17 protein-coding genes are annotated in these 22,519 nt (G+C 47.4%); 15 read left to right on the forward strand and 2 right to left on the reverse strand.

Annotated elements, in window-relative coordinates:
- Positions 1-28: 28 nt before the first annotated feature.
- The 7 genes from ACFOLF_RS31390 (at position 29) to ppsA (ending at position 9,903) form a co-directional block, all read left to right on the forward strand.
- A complete protein-coding gene (locus ACFOLF_RS31390) occupies positions 29-2,212 on the forward strand; it encodes a M1 family metallopeptidase (protein ID WP_210039511.1) in 2,184 nt (727 codons plus the stop codon).
- Between the two features lie 125 nt (positions 2,213-2,337).
- Entirely contained in the window at positions 2,338-3,045 is a 708-nt protein-coding gene (locus ACFOLF_RS31395; protein WP_379113140.1) for a response regulator transcription factor, read from the forward strand.
- Between the two features lie 3 nt (positions 3,046-3,048).
- A complete protein-coding gene (locus ACFOLF_RS31400) occupies positions 3,049-4,461 on the forward strand; it encodes a sensor histidine kinase (RefSeq protein WP_210039509.1) in 1,413 nt (470 codons plus the stop codon).
- Between the two features lie 74 nt (positions 4,462-4,535).
- Positions 4,536-5,447: an aminoglycoside phosphotransferase family protein gene (locus tag ACFOLF_RS31405; RefSeq protein ID WP_210039508.1), complete on the forward strand. Its 912-nt coding sequence runs from the start codon at positions 4,536-4,538 to the stop codon at positions 5,445-5,447.
- A 274-nt stretch (positions 5,448-5,721) separates the two neighbouring features.
- A complete protein-coding gene (locus tag ACFOLF_RS31410; RefSeq protein ID WP_210039507.1) occupies positions 5,722-6,144 on the forward strand; it encodes a DoxX family protein in 423 nt (140 codons plus the stop codon).
- A 308-nt stretch (positions 6,145-6,452) separates the two neighbouring features.
- Entirely contained in the window at positions 6,453-7,046 is a 594-nt protein-coding gene (locus tag ACFOLF_RS31415; RefSeq protein ID WP_210039506.1) for a YdeI/OmpD-associated family protein, read from the forward strand.
- 262 nt (positions 7,047-7,308) lie between these two features.
- On the forward strand, positions 7,309-9,903 hold the full coding sequence (gene ppsA / locus ACFOLF_RS31420; protein WP_210039505.1) for a phosphoenolpyruvate synthase: 2,595 nt from the start codon (positions 7,309-7,311) through the stop codon (positions 9,901-9,903).
- A gap of 229 nt (positions 9,904-10,132) precedes the next feature.
- Here the strand turns inward: ppsA and ACFOLF_RS31425 are convergent, their stop codons facing one another.
- Positions 10,133-11,035: a manganese catalase family protein gene (locus tag ACFOLF_RS31425; protein WP_210039504.1), complete on the reverse strand. Its 903-nt coding sequence runs from the start codon at positions 11,033-11,035 to the stop codon at positions 10,133-10,135.
- A gap of 486 nt (positions 11,036-11,521) precedes the next feature.
- On the opposite strand from ACFOLF_RS31425, the gene ACFOLF_RS31430 reads away from it, so the two are divergent.
- From ACFOLF_RS31430 to ACFOLF_RS31450, 5 genes are all read left to right on the forward strand, one after another.
- The gene (locus ACFOLF_RS31430) at positions 11,522-13,123 is read left to right on the forward strand and encodes an extracellular solute-binding protein (RefSeq protein WP_210039503.1); all 1,602 of its coding nucleotides are present in this window, start codon (positions 11,522-11,524) and stop codon (positions 13,121-13,123) included.
- Positions 13,124-13,227: 104 nt separating this feature from the next.
- A complete protein-coding gene (locus tag ACFOLF_RS31435; RefSeq protein WP_210039650.1) occupies positions 13,228-14,184 on the forward strand; it encodes an ABC transporter permease in 957 nt (318 codons plus the stop codon).
- Between the two features lie 12 nt (positions 14,185-14,196).
- On the forward strand, positions 14,197-15,075 hold the full coding sequence (locus tag ACFOLF_RS31440) for a carbohydrate ABC transporter permease (RefSeq protein WP_210039502.1): 879 nt from the start codon (positions 14,197-14,199) through the stop codon (positions 15,073-15,075).
- Positions 15,076-15,217: 142 nt separating this feature from the next.
- Positions 15,218-17,524 (forward strand): helix-turn-helix domain-containing protein, encoded by a 2,307-nt coding sequence (locus ACFOLF_RS31445; protein ID WP_210039501.1) that lies wholly within the window; start codon positions 15,218-15,220, stop codon positions 17,522-17,524.
- A gap of 246 nt (positions 17,525-17,770) precedes the next feature.
- A complete protein-coding gene (locus ACFOLF_RS31450; protein WP_210039500.1) occupies positions 17,771-18,397 on the forward strand; it encodes an isochorismatase family protein in 627 nt (208 codons plus the stop codon).
- A 102-nt stretch (positions 18,398-18,499) separates the two neighbouring features.
- On the opposite strand, the gene ACFOLF_RS31455 is transcribed toward ACFOLF_RS31450, so the two are convergent.
- Positions 18,500-19,327 (reverse strand): alpha/beta fold hydrolase, encoded by an 828-nt coding sequence (locus ACFOLF_RS31455; protein WP_210039499.1) that lies wholly within the window; start codon positions 19,325-19,327, stop codon positions 18,500-18,502.
- 148 nt (positions 19,328-19,475) lie between these two features.
- Here ACFOLF_RS31455 and ACFOLF_RS31460 point away from each other — a divergent pair, with 148 nt between their 5' ends.
- The 3 genes from ACFOLF_RS31460 (at position 19,476) to ACFOLF_RS31470 (ending at position 22,268) form a co-directional block, all read left to right on the forward strand.
- Positions 19,476-19,919: an Lrp/AsnC family transcriptional regulator gene (locus ACFOLF_RS31460; protein ID WP_210039498.1), complete on the forward strand. Its 444-nt coding sequence runs from the start codon at positions 19,476-19,478 to the stop codon at positions 19,917-19,919.
- 185 nt (positions 19,920-20,104) lie between these two features.
- Positions 20,105-20,656 carry a DUF5412 family protein gene (locus tag ACFOLF_RS31465; RefSeq protein WP_210039497.1) on the forward strand — a complete coding sequence of 184 codons (552 nt, stop codon included), beginning with the start codon at positions 20,105-20,107 and terminating at the stop codon, positions 20,654-20,656.
- A gap of 208 nt (positions 20,657-20,864) precedes the next feature.
- Positions 20,865-22,268 (forward strand): alpha-L-fucosidase, encoded by a 1,404-nt coding sequence (locus ACFOLF_RS31470; protein ID WP_210039496.1) that lies wholly within the window; start codon positions 20,865-20,867, stop codon positions 22,266-22,268.
- Positions 22,269-22,519: the final 251 nt, after the last annotated feature.

Genomic DNA, 22,519 nt, shown 5'->3' on the forward strand with positions numbered 1-22,519 from the left:
GGAATTTTGATCATAAGGAGAGCTGAAAATGAAAAAAACAGTTTTTGCGTCCGCAACCCGAAAAGCCGTGACTTATTCCATTGTATTCACACTTGCGGCTTTCCCAGCCGCCATTGCAGGGACCGCCTCGGCAGAGCCGGCAGCGGCTGCCCGGCAAGCCGCGAATATTGGCGAAGCGCCCGCGCCTGTTCAATATCGGATCGATGCCCGGCTGGATGAAACGAATATGCATATCCTGGGAAGCGAAACAGTCACGTACCGGAATACGTCGAAGGATACGCTGCGGGAATTGGTCTTTCACACGTATGCCGACGCCAATCGCTCGGCATCCACCCAGTCTGCGACTTTTGCAAACAGCAACAAAGAGATTCTGAAGAATAATCCGGCATTGAAGTCCGACGACTTTCTCGGAGGCATCGATATAAAGGAGGTGGCTGCCGATGGTCAGCCTTTGACATACAACAATGCCAATCAGGCGTTCACCGTTCAGTTGAAGCAGGAGCTTAAGCCGGGCGAGGCGGCGAGCGTGCAGGTCAGCTTCGATGTCACAATTCCGTATGGCCAGGAGCGCTTATCGCATTATAAGGACATCATCAACGGAGCGCATTGGTTTCCCGATATGTCCATCTATAATGATGGCACGCATCAATGGGATCGGGCGCCGTACAGCACAACTTTCGAATCCGACTATTACATTTCCTCCGACTTCCAGGTACATCTCAATGTGCCGGACTCGTATCAAGTATTGATGCCGGGAACGATTACCACCGAGGAGGACCGGGAAGAAGCAGGGCGAAAAACTGTATCCGCCGCTGCTGCAAACACACGGGAGTTCGTCTTTTTTGCAAGTCCTGACTATAAAGTGGAGAGCGTGACGAGGGATGGGTTGACCATCGAATATTATTATTTCGACAATCAGCCGGATAAGAAAAAGCTTGTAGACCGGTATATCGATCAAGCCTTTCAAGCGATCGGGTTTTTTAACGAAAAGTACGGCAAATACCCGTATCCCGAATTCCGGATTGCCGAGTCGTACGTTGAAGGAGCCGCGGTCGAATTTTCCCGGGCTATTCAGATGGGCATTCTGCAAAGTAAGGCTGACCCGACGAAAGATACGGTATTCGTCCATGAAATCGCGCATCAGTGGTTCCATTCGCTAATCGGCAACAACTCGGAGAAGGAATCGTTTCTGGATGAAGGCTTTGCCGATTTTTCCAGCGCTTATTTTTTTGAGAAACAGGGAGATGCCTTAAACGGCTTTCAAGCTGTTCGATTCGATGAATCGTCCTTCGATGCGCCCGTCACCTCATCCAACAGCGAAGTTGGCGATTTGGCGAATCCGGTCTTTTATGTGAAAGGCCGGCAGGCGATTTACCAGCTGTACCGCACGGTGGGCGAAGAGAAGTTCGATGCGTTCATGAAGGAATATTTCAATAGGTACGAATATAAAAACGCATCGATTGACGGGCTTTTGCAGACGGTTAAGGATACATTGGGGAGCGCGGCAGCCGATGAGATGGACAAGTCTGTGCATGAACCGAACTTTGTTCTGAAGCAGGAATACCGGCTCACGGACTCAGAGAAAGCCGCATACACCCATAATGTTTTCCAGCAGGCATACGAATCTTCCCTGGAAGTGCCGGATCTTCCCTTTGAAACAATGAGCCGGATCATAAGCAAGGCACTGCAGGGGGAACCGGTGGCCATCGTCTTAAGCGACGATGCGGGCGATAATGAAGGGCAGGAAAAGTTCGTCACCGATCTGAAAAGCATGCTGGCCATCTTCGGAATTCAGCCCGAGGTCATCACAGGCCGCCGGCAGTTGAAAAGCGAAATGGGAAAAGAACTGGCGGTCAGCAATATTATCGCGATCGGCAATGCCGAGTCGAACGGGCTTATTCAAGCGCTGAAGCCAGGCATCATCCAAAATTCCGGGGACATCGGCTTTGCCTGGAAAGACAGGATGGGCAAGCCGGAAGCGGAGGGAGCCTATATTATCAAGCACCCCTATAATCATGATCGCCTGCTGCTCCATTTTTATTGGAACCGGGATAAATTAAACGGGGAAGCCGAGGGGCCGATTGCGGCGCAGATGTCGAAGGTCTTCAATTTTACCTCCGATTTTTATCAATATTATGAAATGGGAAAGACGGGAAAAATCATCTCGGAAAAGAAGCTTGTCAACCCCATTTCGAAATTTTTCGCAGAGTAGCAAAGGCATACCCCTTGCGGCCGGACATTTGTATAGTAACCTGTTGGGAGGGTAATATGAGGGTATGTCCCGGGTTCGTCTGCCTCGGCAGCGAATCCGACCCAGGCAAGGAGGCTGTGAACGGTTTGACGCTCAATCATAAGGTGCTCATTGTGGACGACGAGGCGGACATTGTAAGGTTGCTGCAAACGGTACTGATCAAGGAACGGATCGGACACGTATACACGGCGGCTACGGCGGAAGAGGCTTGGCTGGAATTTCAGAGAAGGCAGCCGGATATTGTCGTTCTGGACATCATGCTTCCGGACGGAGAAGGGTACGACGTATGCAAAAAAATTCGCAGCGTCTCCAATGTACCCATTTTCTTCTTATCGGCAAAAACCGAAGAGATCGATAAAATTCTGGGCTTCGCGATCGGCGGCGATGACTATATTACCAAGCCGTTCAGTCCGAAAGAAGTAGCCTACCGGATCAAGGCCCGCTTCAGGAGAGAGGATTTCTCTCAGGAAGGGGAAAAAACGGGGCATTTGATCAAGGCAGGACCGTTTGAATGGGATGAGCAAAAAGTCGAATTAAAAAAGAACGGAATGCTCCTTGAATTGAAGCCGAAGGAGCTGGGCCTCTTTACCTATCTGCTCAAGCATCCAAACCGGATTATAAGCAAGGAAAGCCTGTATGACCATGTGTGGGGCGAAGAGTTATTCGGATTCGACAATACGGTGATGGTTCACGTCCGAAGGCTTCGGGAAAAGATCGAAGACGATCCCTCCAATCCGCGGTATCTGGTTACGGTTAAGGGATTGGGATATAAACTGGCCGTAAAGGATGATTGACCGATGAAATGGCAGTTGACCGGCAGATACCTCGTATCCATCGTACTCATTGTCGTCATTGTGATCGTCATGAACATCACGGCGGTTATTGCGCTGCTGGTGATGAACAGCGGCTTTCTGGCTCAGACCGAAGGGAACTTCGCCGAGTCGATGACCCGTTCCTTCGGGCAATATATTCAAGTTTCGCCGTCCGGAATCTCGGTATCGGACGGGGGAAAGGAGCTTCTCGTCCGCCATCAGGCATGGATTCAGGTTTTGGATGAAGACGGCAGGCAGCTGTACAGCTACCGCGCTCCGGAGGGGGCAAAGACCAAATATACGCCGCTGGATATTATAGATATTTACAAATACCTGGAGGTTAACTACCTTTCAACGGTTTTTGTGGGGGAAAAAAAGGTTCAGAATCTTCGCTACAGCTACTTGATCGGGTTTAAAGATCCAAATCTGCGGCGAGTGGTCGTAGCGCTCGATATCCGCAACACCGGTCAAATTTTGAAAAACGGCAGCCTCGTTCTGATTGTCCTCGATGGGTTGATCGCGCTGTTCATCGGCTATCTGTTCAGCAAACGGCTGACGCAGCCGCTGTATGTGCTGATCGAGGCCATCAAGCGTATGGCGAATAAAAATTACAAGGTCCAGTATAAGCCCGAGGGTGTATACAAGGACGTTTTTCTGAACGTCAATTTGCTTTCCAGTGAGCTTCAGGCCAACGAAATCGAAAGAAAAAAGCTGGATCGGATGAAGGAAGAATGGATCGGCAATATTTCGCATGACATCAAAACGCCCTTGTCTTCCATTCAAGGATACGCGGAGATGATCAAGGACAGCGACTATCAATTTTCCATCGAGGAAATAAGGGAATATGCAGAAATCATTGAACGGAAATCGCTGTATTTGAAAGAGGTCATCGAGGACCTGAACCTGTCCACCCGATTGAAGAATAAAGAGCTTGCACTCAAACTGAAAAATGTAAATATCGTCAGTCTTGTCCGGAATATCGTCATTGACATCCTGAACGATGCCATGTACGCGAGCCGCAATATCGATTTTCACTGCAGCGACGAGGTCATCGTCGCGGAGGTGGACGACATTCTGATCCGGCGGGCGGTCGCCAATATCATTTATAATTCGATCGTCCATAACGACGAAGCCGTGCAGATTCAAGTAAGCGTGGAGACAAGCGGCAGCGATGCCATCATCCGTGTCGAGGACAACGGAAAGGGAATCAAGGAGGAAGAAATTGAACGCATCTTTGACAGATATTACCGTGGCACCAACACAGGCGAGCTTCATAAAGGCTCCGGTTTGGGCATGGCCATCACGAATGACATCATTGTGGCGCATAAAGGAAAAATTCAGGTCAGCAGCGCGCCTCACCAGGGAACCCGCATTGAAATCCGGTTAATCTTGCCGTAGCGAAACAGGATTTTACAGTACCTCATGTCGAAGAAGAGAAGAAGCAGACTACTCTCTGAAAGGAGACATTGGGCATGATTGTGATCCCTGATAATTTTATTGAAAGAATGCACGAGCTCCACGGTAAGCAAGGCGTAACATGGTCGGAGGCGCTGCCTGGGTTGATTGCCGACAGTGAAAGCCGTTTCAATTTTATCGCAGAAGCTCCATTTGCCGATTTATCCTATAACTTCGTGCTTCGAGTAAAGCGCAGCAACGGGAAGCCAGCCGTCCTTAAATCATCTTTTATGAAAGATGAGCTTTCTAGGGAAGTCAGTGTGCTTCGTGCCTATGAGGGCCGGGGGGCGATTCATGTCCTGGATGCAGACGAGGAGTGGGGCGTGGCCCTTCTGGAGGGTGCCAACCCTGGCACACCGTTGTCATCAATTCAGGATGATGCGCAGGCGACGGATCTCTTTTGTGAAGTATTTCGCCGTCTTCACCTTCCTACACCAACCGGGAGTATGTACCCGTCTATGAGGCAGCATTTCGCGGCAATCGAGCGATATAGAGAGCGATTCGATGATGTGAACATTGCCGCGCCGCTGCCTGTGAGCTGGGTGGAAAATGCCGAAGAATGTCTGGCGTATCTCATAACGACCACAAGTGAGAATCTCCTGCTGCATGGCGATCTGCATCATGAAAACATCCTTCGCCAAGGCGAAGAGCAATGGGGTGTCATTGATCCCAAAGGCATCATAGGTGACATCCATTTTGATACGATCCAGTTTCTGCTTAATTATGAGGATCGAGGCGGTAACTGCGAGCAGGTTCTGCGGGGCCGGATTGCGATAATGGCCGATCGACTCGGCCTGGATCCTCGCCGAATTGCGATGTGGGGTGTGGCGCGAGGTGTGCTTGAGGCGTGCTGGACGATTGAAGACGGAGGAACGGATTGGCACAGAGGCATCCAAATTACAGAGCGCTTTGCCAAATGCCTGGACTGAGAGCTATCCAAAAAGAATGGAGTCGTGATCAAAAGCTTTGGCATTATCGCGCCGAGGCTTTTTAACATGCAGTCAAACAACCAAATGGCATAAAATGTTGTCACACATTGCTTACAGACGTTTTCAGCGGAACTTAAAAATGTGTTGACATGACACTTAATGGTGTCCTATAATCAAATCGTCACCATATGGTGTCCAATTGGGAACCAGTCATTGGAAAGTTTGGAGCAAGAAGATAGTTCGCTTGAATCAACCATTATGAGGAGGAACCAAAATGAGTACGATCATTGGTAGGGAAACAACCGCGATAGTACAAATCCGGCCCCGAGGAAAAATGCTTGCTTATTGGTCAGTCACAATACTGCTTGCAGCAGCTCTTATGTTAAGCGGTATCGGGCAACTGATGCAATATGGGGGAAACGTCGAGTTAGTGACGAATATTAATTACCCATTGTACATCTTGACCATTCTCGGGATTTGGAAAGTGCTTGGAGTCATCGCTCTCGTCGTGCCGGGTTTTCCTCAGCTTAAAGAATGGGCTCACGCTGGTATCTTCTTTCTAATGACTGGTGCGGCTTTATCTCATGTGTTTGCTGACGATTATGGTGATTACGGGTTTAACATTATTCTACCGCTTTCATACGCTGCACTAAATATCTCCTCTTGGGCGCTGCGTCCGGAGGGCCGCAAATTTTAGGGAGGCGGTGAAATTAACGGGTGTCCATTGGTATCGCCAATAGATTTCTACTACAGAATGAAGAGGGTGTTGTGAGCGAGAACAACCAGCTGCAACAAGCAAGCTTGGCAAGTGGGCGGTCAACATCCATAATGGTCAGGCGATGGAAAATGATTTTGAGCCCGTCGTCGGACACTGGAGTAAATGGTGCGGCAAGCTTGAAAAGGCATTGGCAACAAGGGCCGTATGAAGCCCTTGAGAACCGCGGCTTTTGATTTATCGGACCGCAATCAAGCAAGTGAAAACAAAAAACTGAAGGAGGTACCTTTATGATACAAGGTGAAAGGAATCCTAAGATTGATCCTTATTTTAACAAGCTTAAGAAGTGGAAGGAAGAATTCGAGCTATTGAGAGAAATCGTTCTTGACTGCGGGCTGACCGAGGATTTTAAGTGGATGCATCCTTGTTACACGGTTGACAATAAAAACATCGTTTTGATCCATGGTTTTAAGGATTACTGCGCGCTTCTGTTTCATAAAGGCGCGTTGTTAATAGATCCCCATGGGATTCTAATCCAGCAAACGGAGAATGTTCAGGCAGCGCGCCAGATTCGGTTCACCAAGGTTCAAGATATCGATGAAATGCAGCTTATGTTGAAAGCATATATTGATGAAGCCATTGAAGTTGAGAAAGCCGGCTTGCAAGTGAACTATAAAAAGAATACGGAATATATCATACCTGAAGAATTAGATAATAAATTCGTTGAAATCCCCGACTTAAAAACGGCTTTTGAAGCACTGACGCCGGGACGGCAAAGAGCATATATTTTGCATTTTTCTACACCCAAGCAATCCAAAACTCGAGAATCAAGGGTTGAAAAATATATTGTGCATATCCTCAATGGAAAGGGATTAGATGATTAGGATTTCGTTAGGCTGCAGTGACGGAGTTCAGCTCGAACCATGGTTTTTGATGTGACTAATGGTAGCGGGAATACAAAAAAGAACCTGGGTAGTTTAATCAGGTTCTTTTATATTGCATATAAACAGTCACGATGATATAATCAGATCACGACTCCATAAAATCATATGGACATAATTGTTTCATCCTACACCCTTAGTGTACCATGCCGGTAAACTCTTGTCAAATGTTTTTTCTCAATTTAACAGTTAGGAGAGATGTTGAATGAGTTCTTTGGTTCTCGATTTTCAGGAAATGGAAAAAACGCAGCTTTGGCTTGTTGGCGGAAAAGGGTTGAATTTAGGGGAATTATCAAAAATTCAAGGGATACAAGTACCGGAAGGATTTTGTGTTACAACAGCGGGGTACCAAAAAGCCATCGATCAAAACGAAAGGTATCATGCTTTGTTGGATCGACTAACCATGCTAAAAGTAGAGGATCGAGATCAAATTGGTGAAATCGGCAGGAAGCTGCGTCAAATCATTACGGAGATAGAAATCCCTTCCGATGTTGTGAATGCCGCTGCTCTCTATCTATCCCGGTTTGGCGATGAACATGCTTATGCCGTGCGTTCTAGCGCTACTGCTGAGGATTTGCCGCATGCTTCTTTTGCCGGTCAACAAGACACCTATTTAAATATCATCGGCAAAGATGCGATCCTGCAGCATATCAGCAAATGCTGGGCTTCCCTGTTCACGGAGCGCGCGGTAATCTACCGTATGCAGAATGGATTCGATCACGGTCAAGTTTATTTATCCGTTATCGTTCAAAGGATGGTTTTCCCGCAGGCTTCAGGGATTTTATTTACCGCTGATCCCATTACTGGAAGCCGAAAGCTGCTATCCATCGATGCCAGTTTTGGACTTGGAGAAGCGCTGGTCTCCGGCTTGGTCTCTGCCGATTGTTATAAAGTGAGGGAAGAGGAAATCGTCGATAAGCGAATAGCAACCAAAATGTTGGCTATCTATGGAAGGAAAGAAGGCGGAACAGAGACAAAGCAGATCGATCCTGATCAGCAGAATTCTCAAACACTTACTGAGCAACAAATTTTACAGCTGGCACACATCGGAAGACAGATCGAAGCTTATTTTGGTAGCCCGCAAGATATCGAATGGTGTTTGGCTGATGATACATTTTATATTGTCCAGAGTCGGCCGATCACTACTTTATACCCGATCCCTGAAGCGAAGACCCAAGAAAATCACGTCTATCTGTCTGTTGGTCATCAACAAATGATGTTAGATCCCATAAAACCATTGGGGTTGTCTTTTTACCTGTTAATTACGCCTGCACCTATGCGTAAAGCCGGCGGGAGGTTGTTTGTTGATGTTGCACCCAGGCTGGCTACACCTGCCGGCCGGGAAGCTTTATTAAATACCCTGGGATCCGATCCACTCATAATAGGCGCACTCATGACCATAATAGAGCGAGATTTTATAAAATTGTTACCAGATGATCAAACAGCTCCGATTCTGGGTAGAAGTAATACAGATATGCTGCCACAATTCGAGAACGATCCGACAATCGTTTCTGATTTGATTAAGCGCAGTCAAATATCGATAGAAGAGTTAAAACAAAACATTCAAGCGAAATCGGGATCGGAATTGTTTGATTTTATTCTGGAAGATCTCCAGCAATTAAAGAAGATCTTATTTGACCCACAAAGCTCGGCTGTGTTTATGGCTGCTATAAATGCTACATCATGGATCAATGAAAACATGAACGAGTGGTTAGGCGAAAAAAACGCAGCAGATACACTTTCTCAATCTGTACCCAATAATATTACTTCGGAAATGGGTCTGGCGCTATTGGATGTCGCGGATGTGATTCGCCCTTATCCGGAGGTGATTGATTATTTGCAGCATGCAAAAGAAGATAACTTTCTGGATGAACTGGTTAAATTTGATGGAGGAAGGGAAACCCAAGACGCTATCTATGAGTATCTCAGCAAATACGGAATGCGATGTACCGGAGAAATCGATATTACGAGAACACGTTGGAGTGAGAAACCAATTAAACTTGTCCCCATGATTCTTGGTAACATCAAGAACTTTGAGCCTAATGCCGGCAATCGAAAATTTGAGCAAGGGCGCCAGGAGGCTTTGGAAAAAGAACAAGAGTTAATAGACCGATTGAAGCAATTACCGGATGGTGAACAAAAAGCCAAAGAAACAAAACGAATGATCGACCTCATCCGGAATTTCATCGGCTACCGGGAATATCCAAAATACGGCATAGTAAGCCGCTACTTCGTTTATAAGCAGGCTTTGCTGAAAGAAGCCGAACAACTCGTTCAAGCTGGCGTTATCCATGACAAAGAAGATATATACGATCTCACTTTTGAAGAACTTCACGAAGTCGTACGCACAAACAAACTTGATGATCAGATCATCAACAAACGAAAAGAGGATTACAAATTTTTCAAAAAACTAACTCCCCCGCGTGTCATGACGTCTGATGGTGAAATCATTGCAGGTGAATACAAACGAGAAAATTTGCCGGCTAATGCGATTGTAGGTCTGCCTGTTTCTTCCGGAGTAATAGAAGGAAGAGCGCGTGTCATTTTAAATATGGAAAATGCCGATCTGGAAGATGGAGATATATTAGTCACCTCCTTTACTGACCCTGGCTGGACACCGTTATTTGTATCCATAAAAGGCCTGGTCACCGAAGTTGGCGGACTGATGACCCATGGAGCAGTTATCGCGCGTGAATATGGCTTGCCGGCCGTTGTCGGAGTGGAAAATGCTACCAAACTGATAAAGGATGGGCAACGAATTCGCGTGCATGGAACAGAAGGGTATATCGAAATATTGTAATGGCTGAATACGTCAAGTAAGAGCCTCTATTATAATGGACGGCATTAAATGCATCGTGTCATGGATAAAAGGGCGGTTACCCTGTTCGTCCTTTTATCTACCCATCTTAGTTAGGTGATTGGCAGCATAATAAACATCTTCCTCCATGAGAAGCGAAAGCTGTCCAGAAAATCTGAACAGCTTTCATAATGAGATTTGAGATGATAAGAGCATATTCATATGGCTGTGGCTATTCTTTAATATTACCGGCTAATTTAAGTCGTTTGGCTATGGCTTTAAAATCATCTTCGGAGATTCCGGGTGCAAATTCCTCTTCGGCGGAAGGGGCTTCTGGAATGGGTACCCCTTTTGGTACGCCTTGGATAACCTCAAGCGGGAGTCCATCTTCGGGGTGCGTTCCTTTCCAGATCTGATCAATCGCATTAAAATCATTATCGCTCCACGTGTACAGTTTCGTGTGAACACCCTTTTCCTCGTACTTTCTGGCTTCATTAAACGATTTATTGCTCAATGACGGTATTGGCACCAATTTCGTTACATTGACCCCTGTTGCGATTTCCAGTGCTTTGGCATACGCCACAACATGAACGCCCCCTCTTACAAGGAGAAATCCAACGACTGCACGGGCAGCAGGATGATCCGTCATTTCATATACCTTCATTTTGTGTGTTCTGGCGCCACACTCAAGGAAAAAGTTATGAAGCAGGTCTTCCACTAAATTTCCGCTGTTAAAGACATTGGCGCCTGTCCAGGGATTCCCCATGGAGTCAAATGGCATCGCACCTTGCGCTCCGGCTAAAAAGTGGTAATACAAGCGCGAGTCTTTGACCGGACCGAGAGGAGTCTTGTCCGGCTCTTTATAATCGGTTGAGCCTCTCAGACAGTTATTAATAGCATGAGAAACCAGCTCGACGTGGCCAAGCTCTTCCGCCGTTATGCTCATAACTAAATCATAGAAAGGTTTTAGTTTTTCTTTTGAACGAAAATTAAAGGATTGGTAGAGGTAATTGTTTAACGTCGACATTTCGCCGAACTTCCCGCCTAACAATTCTTGAATGGCTGCAGCAGCATTGGGATCGGGTTTCTCGACAGAGGGTACCTCGATCAATATTTCATCCATACGCTTGAACATAATTTTTCTACCTCCCAAAATGATTGTGAGATGCTAAGGGCTATTAACCTGGAATCACTAGTAATAAGCATTTATTATGATTATCGAGAATTGGATATCCTGAAAATTAGGATTCATGAGGCTAAACCAGTCCCCTGAAGGGGGCTGGTTTTTTTCGGTACATCAGATAAGTTAGCTTATTGGATGCTGCCAATATTGCGATCAGGCTGCTTGTATTTACTCAACTTTCGCAGACCGGGAATCAGCTCACCATGAGGTGGGCTTTTCTTGTTTTTTGAATCGATTTTTTGCTCTAAACCTTTAGTTTTAACAGCCCGGATGAAAAAAAGCATGTTCAAAATTATAAAAATAGAGGTCGACATTAAATATCGTTTATAGCCTAATTCAAGCGTTGCGATTACGCTTATGTGACACCAGGTATCTAATCCTTACAGCTTTGAAAAGTGTTTGATTTCCGGGTGATAAGAAAAAGGAGGTAATAGATTCATGACGAAAAAGAAACAGGTTTCGAGTTTTCTATTCATTACATGCTTGGGAGCAGCCATTTTGGCTGGATGTAACTCATCCAGTCCTGTGCAAGAAGCAAATACCGATCCGGCAGAGGTTCCAAAGCTGACCAGTCTGACGTATTGGACTGGTATGGCCGGTCAAGCGTCCGCAACTATGAAAAGTTATAACGAAATCGAACTATATAAAGGACTGGAACAAAAGACCGGAGTCAAGGTCGACTTCCAGCATCCGCCTCAAGGACAGGATGCAGAGCAGTTTAACTTAATGATTACATCGGGCAAGCTTCCTGATGTCATTGAATATCATTGGACGACGAGCTTTCCCGGCGGTCCGGAGAAGGCGGTCAAAGACGGCACTATTATTAAATTGAATGATTATATCGATAAATACGCTCCTAACCTTAAACAACTGCTCGACTCGCATCCGGATTGGCGTAAGCAAATTACTACAGACGACGGCAGCATCATATCATTCCCGTTTATCCGGGATGGAAGAGAGCTGCAGGTGTTCCAGGGACCAGCAGTCCGGCAGGATTGGATGGATAAGCTCGGGCTAAAAACGCCAACGACGATCGACGAATGGTACAACGTTTTGAAAGCGTTTAAAGAGAAGGATCCGAACGGCAATGGCAAGCCGGATGAGATCCCTCTGCTGCTGCGGGTTGCAGAGCTCGGAACACATGCATTCATTGGCGCATACGGCATTACCAACGGCTTCTACCAGGACCAGGGAACCGTCAAGTTCGGTCCGGTTCAGCCCGAATTCAAGGAATTCCTGATGATGATGAACAAATGGTATAAAGAAGGCCTGCTGGACCGTGATTATGCAGCGACGGATGATAAGCTGTACGATGCCAAAATCACGGGCAATCAAGTCGGATCCGCCGTACTCCTTGTTGGTGGGGGAATCGGAAAATATTCCAACCTGATGAAGGATAAAGATCCGAACTTCAAGCTGGCGGCCGTGCCGTATCCCGTGTTGAATCCGGGCGACAAGCCGGAGCTCGGGCAGCTCGATTTTGCGTTCAACGGAAGAGGAGCGGCGATTACAACAAGCAACAAGAACCCGATCGAAACGGTCAAATGGCTCGATTATGGTTATTCCGAAGAAGGACATATGCTGTTCAACTTCGGAACGGAAGGCATAAGCTACAATCTGGTTGACGGCTATCCCAAATGGACGGATGACATCTCGAAAAACGCTGACGGGCTGCCGGTACAGCAAGCTATGGCCCGCCATAACAGGGCGTCCTGGGATGGTCCGTTCATTCAGGACAAGCGTTATTTGGAACAATATTTAGCGCTGCCAGAGCAGAAAGATGCGGTTACGGTATGGTCCGGGCCGAGCAACGAGAAGAAGATGCCGCTCGTAACCCCGACCAAAGATGAAAGCAGCCGGTTCGCGTCAATTATGGCGGACATTAATACCTACAAGGACGAAATGTTCAACAAGTTCGTTATGGGAGCCGAACCGATCGAAAGCTTCGATAATTATGTCCAAACCATACAGGGTATGGGCCTCGATGAGGCTCTGAAAATCCAGCAGGCCGCCCTGGAAAGGTACAACAACCGTAAATAATCAGCCGTTCGATTCTCCGGAGGATGGGGCACACGTTTTTAGCTCCCGGCAGTTTTAGGGAATCATCGGAAGCGATCGAGAGGAAGTGAATATTCATGTCCGTCATGCAAACGGAGCCTGCGGTACACAAAACCACAGTATTGAAAAAGGACAGTGCCTGGCGCATCATACGAAAGGATCTAAAGGTTAATAAACTGATCTATCTGATGGTGCTGCCCGTTGTCGCTTATTACGTCATCTTTCATTACGGACCCATGTACGGCTTGCAAATCGCCTTCAAGGATTTCAGTCCTGGACAAGGGATTGCCGGCAGTCCCTGGATCGGATTCAATCACTTTCAAGAGTTTTTCAGCAGTTATTATTTTGGGCGTCTTGTCCGTAATACGATCCTGATTAACATTTATGAGCTGTTGTTCGGTTTTCCGGCGGCTATCCTCATGGCCCTTCTGCTCAATGAAATTCGCAGCACCCTATTCAAACGTTCCGTACAAACGATTTCGTATTTGCCTCATTTCATATCGATCGTTGTCGTGGTCGGGATGATGGTTGATTTTTTGGCCCGTGACGGACTTATCAACCAAATAATGGGGTTTCTGGGCTTTGACTCAATCGCTTTTTTCCGGGAGCCCGGATGGTTTCGTTTCTTATATGTTTCATCCGGCGTCTGGCAAGGTGTTGGCTGGGGATCCATCATTTATTTGGCCGCCATTGCCAATATTGACCCAACGCTTTACGAAGCCGCCAAAATCGATGGGGCAGGCCGATTGAAGCAGGTTCTGCATATTACCATACCCGGCATTATGCCGACCATCGTGATTTTACTGATCTTGAATGTGGGATCCATGATGAGCGTCGGCAGCGAGAAGGTCCTGCTTATGTACAACCCCCAGACCTACGAAACCGGGGACGTCATCTCGACATTCGTCTACCGCAAAGGGATTCTGGAGGCCAACTACGGGTATACCGCTGCCGTAGGTCTCTTTAATTCAATCATAAGCTTTGCACTGATTGTCATCTCGAATACCGTCAGTAAACGAGTGAGCGAAAATAAGCTCTGGTAAAGGAGGGAACTCATGATTAAAAGGAGTTTAGGGGAGAAGAGCTTTGACGTGTTCAACGTCATTCTCATGCTGCTGCTTTGCTTTATAACGCTTTATCCGTTTCTTTATGTCCTCTTTGCCTCCTTCAGCGATCCCTCGGAGGTCGCTCAGCACCGTGGACTCTTGTTCGCACCGCGCGGATTTAATTTGTCGGCATATAAAGCGGTATTCGATAATCCCATGATTGCCAAAGGTTATCAAAACACGCTATTTTACGTGCTGGCAGGTACCGCGATCAACTTGTTCATGACCTCGCTGGGGGCGTATGCGCTCTCTCGCCGCAATTTGTATTTTAAAAATCACATCATGTTCATGATTGTCATTACGATGGTATTCAGCGGAGGCCTAATTCCCTCTTACCTGCTGATCGGCAATCTCGGTATGTTGAATACGCCTTGGGCGCTGCTCATTCCAGGGGCGATCAGCACTTTTAATCTGATCATCATGCGGACGGCTTTTCAAGCAATACCCGTCAGTCTGGAGGAATCCGCCAAAATCGACGGAGCGAACGACTTGACCATATTGTTCCGGGTCGTTATCCCGCTGTCCATGCCTGTCATTGCCGTGATGATATTATGGTACGCGGTCGGACACTGGAATTCATACTTCTCCGCATTGATCTACTTGCGTGACCGCGAGTTATATCCGCTGCAGCTTATTTTGCGGGAAATATTAATTACAAACAGCACTGACGCGATGATGACGGGCGCCTCCGTCGGGGACAAAATGCCGATTGGGGAAACGATCAAGTATGCGACCATCATTGTATCGACCCTGCCGATTTTGTGTCTCTATCCGTTCTTGCAAAAATATTTTGTCAAAGGCGTCATGATTGGAGCGATTAAGGAGTGAAAACATGGATGAACAGAAGGAAATGGGACGGTTTTCCACGAATTAGTGAGGAAAGGCATACTAAGTGAAGAAAGGGACCCCTATGATTCCTTTTGTCATTCAATTTCTCCGGTTAAAGAGGCGCAGCCGGAGAAGCGTGTTCATGACTTTGCTGATTTCTTACATTTGCTTTCTTGTGTTTCCCGTTGTAATCGGAGGCGTCTTGTATTCACGGGTGGAAAAGGCGATGGTCGATCAGGCCAACCGTTCCAACCTTGCCATGCTGGAGCAGCTCAGGCTGTCCATGGACAGCAGCGTGAAAGAAGTCGATCAGTTGTCGCAGCAAATCGCGTTGAACCCCAAAATGGATCTGCTGCTGAACAACGACCTGGCGGACGAATCATCGTACAAGTACATTGAATTTATTTCGGATTATTTAAACCGCTATAGAAGCTTCAGCGGGCAGTTTATCGAGGATTACTACGTTTTTTTCAAAGGAAGCGATACCATTCTTAAACCGGGAGTCCGCACGGATTCCCGAACGTTCTACAATAGTTACTACAGCTATAAGGACATGAATTATGAGTCCTGGCGCAAGGAGGTGCTGGAGAGCAATCACAATAGGGATTACTTGCCTTCCCAAACACTTATCCAGGACGGAGGTCTTCCTCTCACGGCAAGCCTGGAACGGCAACCCATTCAAGTGATCACGTATGTTCAGTCTCTCATTCCCATACAAGGCACGTCAGACGTCAAGGGAAGTCTTGTCGTGCTGATTAATGAAAAGCAGGTCAAAGAAATGATACGGCAAATCGAGTCAGCCAACCGAAGCAACATCTACATTATCGACGCCAATCAAAAGGTGCTGACCGGGACAACGGATCAGGTTCCACTCAGCAAGCAGGTTTTTGGGCAAATGCAGGATAAACCCGGGTTTTTCCCCTATAAGAAAAATGGACTGGATCTGATGGTTTCCTACACATCCTCCAAACAAATCGGTTGGAAATACATTTCCGTCATGCCGCGGGACCTGTACATGCAGAAGGTCAATTCGGTCAAGGTAACCGCGATTTGGCTGTTCGCGGTTTATTTGGCAGGGGGGCTGGTGGCCTCGTATTTGATGGCTTACCACAACTACAGACCGGTAAAGCAAATGCTCAAGGCTTTCGTAAAAGGCCGCACTGCAGCACATTCGCATATATCCAACGAATACGAATACATTCAGGAATCTTTTGAAAGCGTACTCATTGAACAGAAAAATTTACAAGGGATGCTGAAACAGCAGACGCCCGTCATGCGGGCGAACTTTTTGTCCCGGCTCATAAGGGGGCTTGTGGATCACACGGAAGATTTTAGCCATTCGCTCGACTTTATGAACATCCAGTTTGTGTCCGGGTCATTTGCAGTTATTCTGATCCAGGTCGATCAGGCCGGGAAATTTTCCAAAGAGCATTCCGAACGGCAATGGGCGTTGACCCGTTTTGTCATTTCGAATATTTGTACCGATCTGATTCACGAGCATCATGCCGGATATTGTATTGAACTCGACCGCGATCGTCTCGTCATTCTGCTTAATTTCAAGGAAAATCGCCTGAACGAAGCCATGCAGGATACGGAGAAGCTCGTCAGTACACTCAAGGAGGTGGTGGAGCACCAATTCAAAATCGCCATTACCCTGGCCGTCAGCAACGTTCACGAAGGATGGCAGCGGATCGGGAGCGCTTATGTTGAGGCGCTCGCGGCTATGGAGTATAAGATGATCAAAGGGAGCGCGATTATATATTTTCACGAAATAAACTGCAAAGATCAGAACTACTATTATCCAATGGAGACAGAAATACAATTGATGAACTATGTCCGCAGCGGTGATGCAGAAAGCGTCGGCAAGCTGTTGAATAATTTGTACGCGGTCAATTTCACTTCTAATCCGATTACACCCGGACTCGCCCGGTGCCTGTTTTTTGATTTGGCAAGCACGCATTTGAAGCTCATTAACGTAACAAGGGCACGGCTCGGAGAGCAGGTTGACGGTCAATTCGAAGCCATCACAACCATATTGGCCTGTGCAACGGCCGAAGAGATGCATGTACAGATGAAGCAAATGTTTCTGTCGCTGACCCTTTCGCTCAAAGCCGACCGGGGCTGCCATAGCGATCAGCTGCTTCAGGAAATGACTGCTTTTATCGATAATCATTACGCCGATCCGTATATGGGACTTAATATGATTGCCGAACAATTCAACCGGACACCACAGTATGTCTCGACTTTTTTCAAGAAAACGAGCGGGCAGAACATCACCGATTACATTGCACAATGTCGTATCCATCAGGCAAAAAGACTGATTTCCACAAAAGACTTAACGATCGCCCAAATTGCCCAAAAGGTTGGCTATGCGAACGATCTCGTCCTGATCCGCGTATTCAAGAAGGTAGAGGGCATTACGCCGGGCAAGTACCGCGACAGCTGCTGATGATTCATCATAATTATTGCGGTGCGACAAGAGTATCTTGATGCTTTAATAGTGGAGGGGCTTGCTACGCGGCAGCTCCTCTTATCCATTAAAGTAACGAATAGATATAGGTGTCATTCGACTACCTTTCCACACTAACGGGCGGAAAGTAGAATCCTATGTTAATATTGGTTTTGAGCATTATATTGGGGAAATTAGCAGTACGGTATCTTTCAGCACAAAAGGTATGATCTACGGAGGTGCAATATGTCAGTCGTTTTCCTGTCTATTGATTTGCAGAACGACTTCGCCACTGCAGGTGGCGCCCATTACAGCCGGCGCCCGTGCGTGGAATTCATCAGGGACACAGTATTCCCTTTTGTTCGCGAGCGAGGTTGCACGATTGTTGAGATTATCTCGGATTATCGTGCTAGCGAGCCTGGAAAGGATACTTCTGTATGTGTCCCGGGTATGTGGGGGTATGAATCTCTCATCCCCGACGACATCAAACACCCGTCTACATGGGTGAAGTCCGAACCGTCGCCGATGTGGATTCGTGAAGGTGCCGGTAAAGCGAATGATCTTCCGGGTATCCCGTATCCCTCGCCGAATGGTTTCAGCAAGTGGTTGTCCGAAACAATCGGACCACCGGACTCCGGGCAAGACATTGTCTTGATCGGACTGGTGCTCGAAATCTGTGTTCTGAGCACTCTTCAGGAATTGCATCATCGCGGCTATCGTGCCAAGGTCCTGTTTGAAGGCGTGGACACTTATTCGGGTAATTTGGAACAGAAGAAGGTGTTTTTCGAGACGCTCTTTCCTTTCTGGGGTACGCCTATTTATTGGGACGAGCTGGAGATAGTCAGAGATATACGTCATAACGAAGAATTTTGACCGTATTTAACGGATAAAGCGGGCTGCCTCTTGGGCAGCCCTTCGTCAAGCTGAACGGGTAGGATCGTGCAATAATATGTAATAGCTGATAACAGCTTTTCCTTATTTCGATTGCAGGAATTCGAACACGGCGCTGAGGAATTCGGCTTGATACTCCACATTCGACAGGTGAACTGCGGGCAGCATGACGAGTTTTGCGTTTGGCACCGTCTCAGCGATCAATTCGCTGTGGCTGGGAAGCGTCACTGTATCATACTGGCCAGCAATGACTAGTGTCGGGCTGCTGATAAGGGCGACCGTCCGGCGCATATCCATGTCACGGATCGCAGCCCAGCTTCCTGCAATTCCCTGCGCACGAGTTGCGAGCACCATCTTGCGAAACGACGTGACGAGCGGATTCTGCGGCTCCAGCATATGCGAAGGGAACCAGTTCTTCATGAACATATCGGCGAATTCGGTCCGTTTCTCTGGTTGCTGCACAGAGGCGATCAGACTCTCCCATTGCCCGGCCGGCCCCAGGTAGGAGGAGGTATTGCTCAGAATCAGCCGGTCGACCCGCTCGGGAGCGTAGATACCGAGCCATTGTCCGATGACACCGCCCAGCGACAGCCCGAGGAAATGCACACGGTCGATTTGAAGCGCGTCGAGCAATTCGATTACATCCCGTCCCAGTCTGTCGAATGAATACGGACCGGCGGGCGTATCCGATTCGCCATGCCCCCGATAGTCGTAGCGAAGCACGCGGAAATGCCGAGAAAAATCAGCTATCTGGCCATCCCACATGCTCATTGAGGTGGCGATGGAGTTTGCAAGCATCAATATCGGTTTACCGGCTGATCCGTTGATTTGATAAGAAATCCGAACTCCGTCACCGGTTGTGAAAAAGTTTAACCCTTCAGCCGCTCTGGATTCGTTTGATGTCATTGTCATCGTTTTCATTCTCCCTCACTGGTTGTTAGTGACATTTTATTGGAATTGCCCTACAATTTAAATGAGATTATTAAGGAGTTTATGGCCTGGAAACTTAATTCTATCGTTGTTTTCCGATCCTGACTTATAAAAATGAGGTGTTCTGATCATGGATCACATTGATTATAAAATATTGTCAACACTTCATGATAATGCCAGAATTACGATCTCCGAGATGAGTCGAATAATCGCCATGTCGCAGCCTGCTGTAACGGAACGGCTTCGGAAGCTGGAGGATCAGGGCATCATCACGGGCTATCGGGCAGAGCTTTCCCCGTCTAAGCTTGGCAAGTATACAACCGCGTTTGTACTGTTTAAATCGAATAAATGCAAGGAGTTTGAAGCTTTCGGCGAAACTGCTCCCGAGATAGTCGATTTCTACAGAACCAGCGGAGAGTATAATTATTTATTAAAGGTTGTAACCGAAACAAGCGAAACCTTGGAAACCTTCCTGGAAACGTGCAACACATTCGGATTTTCGTCGACCCTCGTTGTTCTCTCCACGCGATTCGAGGATAAAAGCATTGTCGCAAGCCATGATGGACTTATTTAAAACAAACTGGGCAAGGACGTCAGACAGTCGTAATCTTAAAGAATAAAGAAAGCAGCGAAATATTATTCTAACAAACAGAAGGGCTGCCGTATGGCAGCCCTTTGAGACGTTAATCGGCAGTTGTGGTAGGGGGGGATATGCAGTCTGAAGAATATAGATAAACAAATACAAGGAGGAAAATAAAATTGAAAAATCGGCAATCAAAGTATAATCTCGTTTCCTTCTGTTTAAGTTTATTTTGTTCCCTGACAACAGCATATTCTGTATATTCGAATGTTCGCGACAGTTGGTTGATTGCCCCGCCTAATTATATGATTTTATTACTGTCCATTCTCGCTTTGATCTTAGCTATTAAAGGTTTTAAAGATAAATCCAGCTGGTTTGCAAGAATGAGAAGTTGGTTAAATGTGCTTCTTTCAGTAGCATTATCCTTCGTTCTTTTAATTGCCCTATCATTCACAACCATATTTTCAGGAGCAAAAGTGCTTTTGAAAACGGCACACTCCCCAGACAACCATTATACGATCGATTTTTACTATACCGATGCAGGGGCCATGGGGACGTTCGGAATATTGGGCGAATTAAACGGACCTCTCTGGTTTAAGAAAAAGATTTATAGTGAACGAAGAGTGGATCAAGCTGATATTGAATGGGCAAATAACCATATCATTTTGATTAATAATCATGAATTGGATTTAAAGGAAGGCGGAACTTTATTTATATTTGACGGATTGTAATATGAAGTGCGACAGCAAGAAAAACAGAGAGGCCCATATATGGATTCGTGTAAAGTGAAAGTCACCACAACACCCCTGTCTTTTCACCGGTTTCAGGAGGAGCAAATGGAAAATAGCATAGCAAACGATTATTGAGAATTGTGCTGTTCCGGGGAAAAGGGTATACGTTGGTTGTGAACATCAGCGTAGTGGGAAGGGAATGAATGCGATGAGCGAATCGAAGGATGCACTGCCGGATCAGGAAGAACAGGTGGTTGAATCCGGCGTGCACAATTTCAGCAAAGAGGAAGAATGGGTCAAGCCGGAGGATCCGCTGCTGAATGAACGCCTGGAATGGTTCAAGGATCAGAAGCTCGGCCTCATGATGCATTGGGGGCCGTATTCGCAGCTTGGACTGGTAGAATCCTGGGCGTTAAGTGATGATGACGGGGATTGGTCCCGCAATGACGTCGACTGGATCGACGACATGGAGCAGTTCAAGCGCCAATACTTCGATCTGAACAAAACCTTCAACCCGATCCGGTTTGAACCGGAGAAATGGGCAGAGCTTGCCGCCGACAATGGCTTCAAATATTTTCTGTTTACCACCAAGCACCATGACGGGTTCTGCATGTGGGATACGCATACGACCGATTATCGCATTACGGGACCGGACACACCGTTTCATACCCATCAATATGCGGATATTTGCCGGGAGCTATTTGACGCTTTCCGCGCCAAGGGATTGGGAATCTCGGCTTATTTCTCGAAGGCGGACTGGCATACGCCCTATTACTGGGCGCCCGGTATGGAGCGCGGGCGGCATATGTGGCGCGGCCCTTCCTATGATCCGGAACAATATCCCTGGATGTGGGAGAAGTTCGTGGAATTCACGCATGAGCAGATTATGGAGCTGTTGACCAAATACGGCCGGATTGAATGCTTGTGGCTGGATGCGGGCTGGGTGCGGGCGGGCCGAAGAGGCCAGGATATCCGGCTGGGTGAGGTCGTTGAGAAGGCCCGGAAGACGCAGCCCTGGCTCTTGGCCGCGGACCGTACGGTCGGAGGTCCCTACGAGAATATTGTAACCCCGGAGCAGACGATCCCGGATCGGCCGATGAATATCCCGTGGGAGAGCTGTATTACAGTCGGGAATTCCTTTGCCTTCGGATTCGATGACCGTTATAAGACGGCAAGACAACTGGCTCACATCCTCCTGGAGGTGGTAGCCAAGGGCGGGAACCTGGCGCTGAACGTCGGGCCGCAGCCGGACGGTCGCCTTCCGGGAGGCGCGGTTCGGAGCATCAAGGAGCTTGGCGCATGGCTCAACGTATATGGTGAAGGAATATACGGAACAAGGATTTGCGGCCCTTATTTCACGGGAGCATGGGCATTCACCTGCAAGGCAGACACAACCTACGCTTTCCGCCTGTACAAGAATGAGAAGGAGCCTGTGCGTCAGCAGACGGTCATTCCTTACACAGGAAGTGCAGCACGGATTGAGCTCGTCGGAACGGGCGGGCGTCTGGAGTTCAATCGCACGGACGAAGGGCTGTTGGTTGAACTTCCGCAAGCGGCCGTTACGGAGCAAGCGCCGATTACCCATGTATTTCGATTGATTGCAAACGAATAAGCAGGTTCAGGAATTCCGGGGGTTAGCAGTACCCCCGGTTTTTTTATTGTGCAAGGGGTTGCGGGCGGAACGCAAGCGATTCAGGCAGGCTATCAGGCTCAAAACAGCGATTTTTCCTTGTCGGACAAGGGTTTATGGAATATGGAGAGGTATGAGAAAATTGCAAATTGCTTAAAGAACGCCTCTCAAGGTACTATCAATTCATACCACTCAAGAAAGCGTTTCCTGACATGTATCTTTACATAATAAAT

Source organism: Paenibacillus sepulcri, from assembly GCF_042647105.1.
Taxonomy (GTDB): Bacteria; Bacillota; Bacilli; order Paenibacillales; family Paenibacillaceae; genus Paenibacillus_Z; species Paenibacillus_Z sepulcri.

Bases quoted from the DNA above. Each gene is read 5' to 3' on its own strand.
- ACFOLF_RS31390 (WP_210039511.1), top strand. From the start codon at position 29: ATGAAAAAAACAGTTTTTGCGTCCGCAACCCGAAAAGCCGTGACTTAT.
- ACFOLF_RS31400 (WP_210039509.1), top strand. From the start codon at position 3,049: ATGAAATGGCAGTTGACCGGCAGATACCTCGTATCCATCGTACTCATT.
- ACFOLF_RS31405 (WP_210039508.1), top strand. From the start codon at position 4,536: ATGATTGTGATCCCTGATAATTTTATTGAAAGAATGCACGAGCTCCAC.
- ACFOLF_RS31410 (WP_210039507.1), top strand. From the start codon at position 5,722: ATGAGTACGATCATTGGTAGGGAAACAACCGCGATAGTACAAATCCGG.
- ACFOLF_RS31415 (WP_210039506.1), top strand. From the start codon at position 6,453: ATGATACAAGGTGAAAGGAATCCTAAGATTGATCCTTATTTTAACAAG.
- ppsA (WP_210039505.1), top strand. From the start codon at position 7,309: ATGAGTTCTTTGGTTCTCGATTTTCAGGAAATGGAAAAAACGCAGCTT.
- ACFOLF_RS31425 (WP_210039504.1), bottom strand. From the start codon at position 11,035: ATGTTCAAGCGTATGGATGAAATATTGATCGAGGTACCCTCTGTCGAG.
- ACFOLF_RS31430 (WP_210039503.1), top strand. From the start codon at position 11,522: ATGACGAAAAAGAAACAGGTTTCGAGTTTTCTATTCATTACATGCTTG.
- ACFOLF_RS31435 (WP_210039650.1), top strand. From the start codon at position 13,228: ATGCAAACGGAGCCTGCGGTACACAAAACCACAGTATTGAAAAAGGAC.
- ACFOLF_RS31440 (WP_210039502.1), top strand. From the start codon at position 14,197: ATGATTAAAAGGAGTTTAGGGGAGAAGAGCTTTGACGTGTTCAACGTC.
- ACFOLF_RS31445 (WP_210039501.1), top strand. From the start codon at position 15,218: ATGACTTTGCTGATTTCTTACATTTGCTTTCTTGTGTTTCCCGTTGTA.
- ACFOLF_RS31450 (WP_210039500.1), top strand. From the start codon at position 17,771: ATGTCAGTCGTTTTCCTGTCTATTGATTTGCAGAACGACTTCGCCACT.
- ACFOLF_RS31455 (WP_210039499.1), bottom strand. From the start codon at position 19,327: ATGACAATGACATCAAACGAATCCAGAGCGGCTGAAGGGTTAAACTTT.
- ACFOLF_RS31460 (WP_210039498.1), top strand. From the start codon at position 19,476: ATGGATCACATTGATTATAAAATATTGTCAACACTTCATGATAATGCC.
- ACFOLF_RS31470 (WP_210039496.1), top strand. From the start codon at position 20,865: ATGAGCGAATCGAAGGATGCACTGCCGGATCAGGAAGAACAGGTGGTT.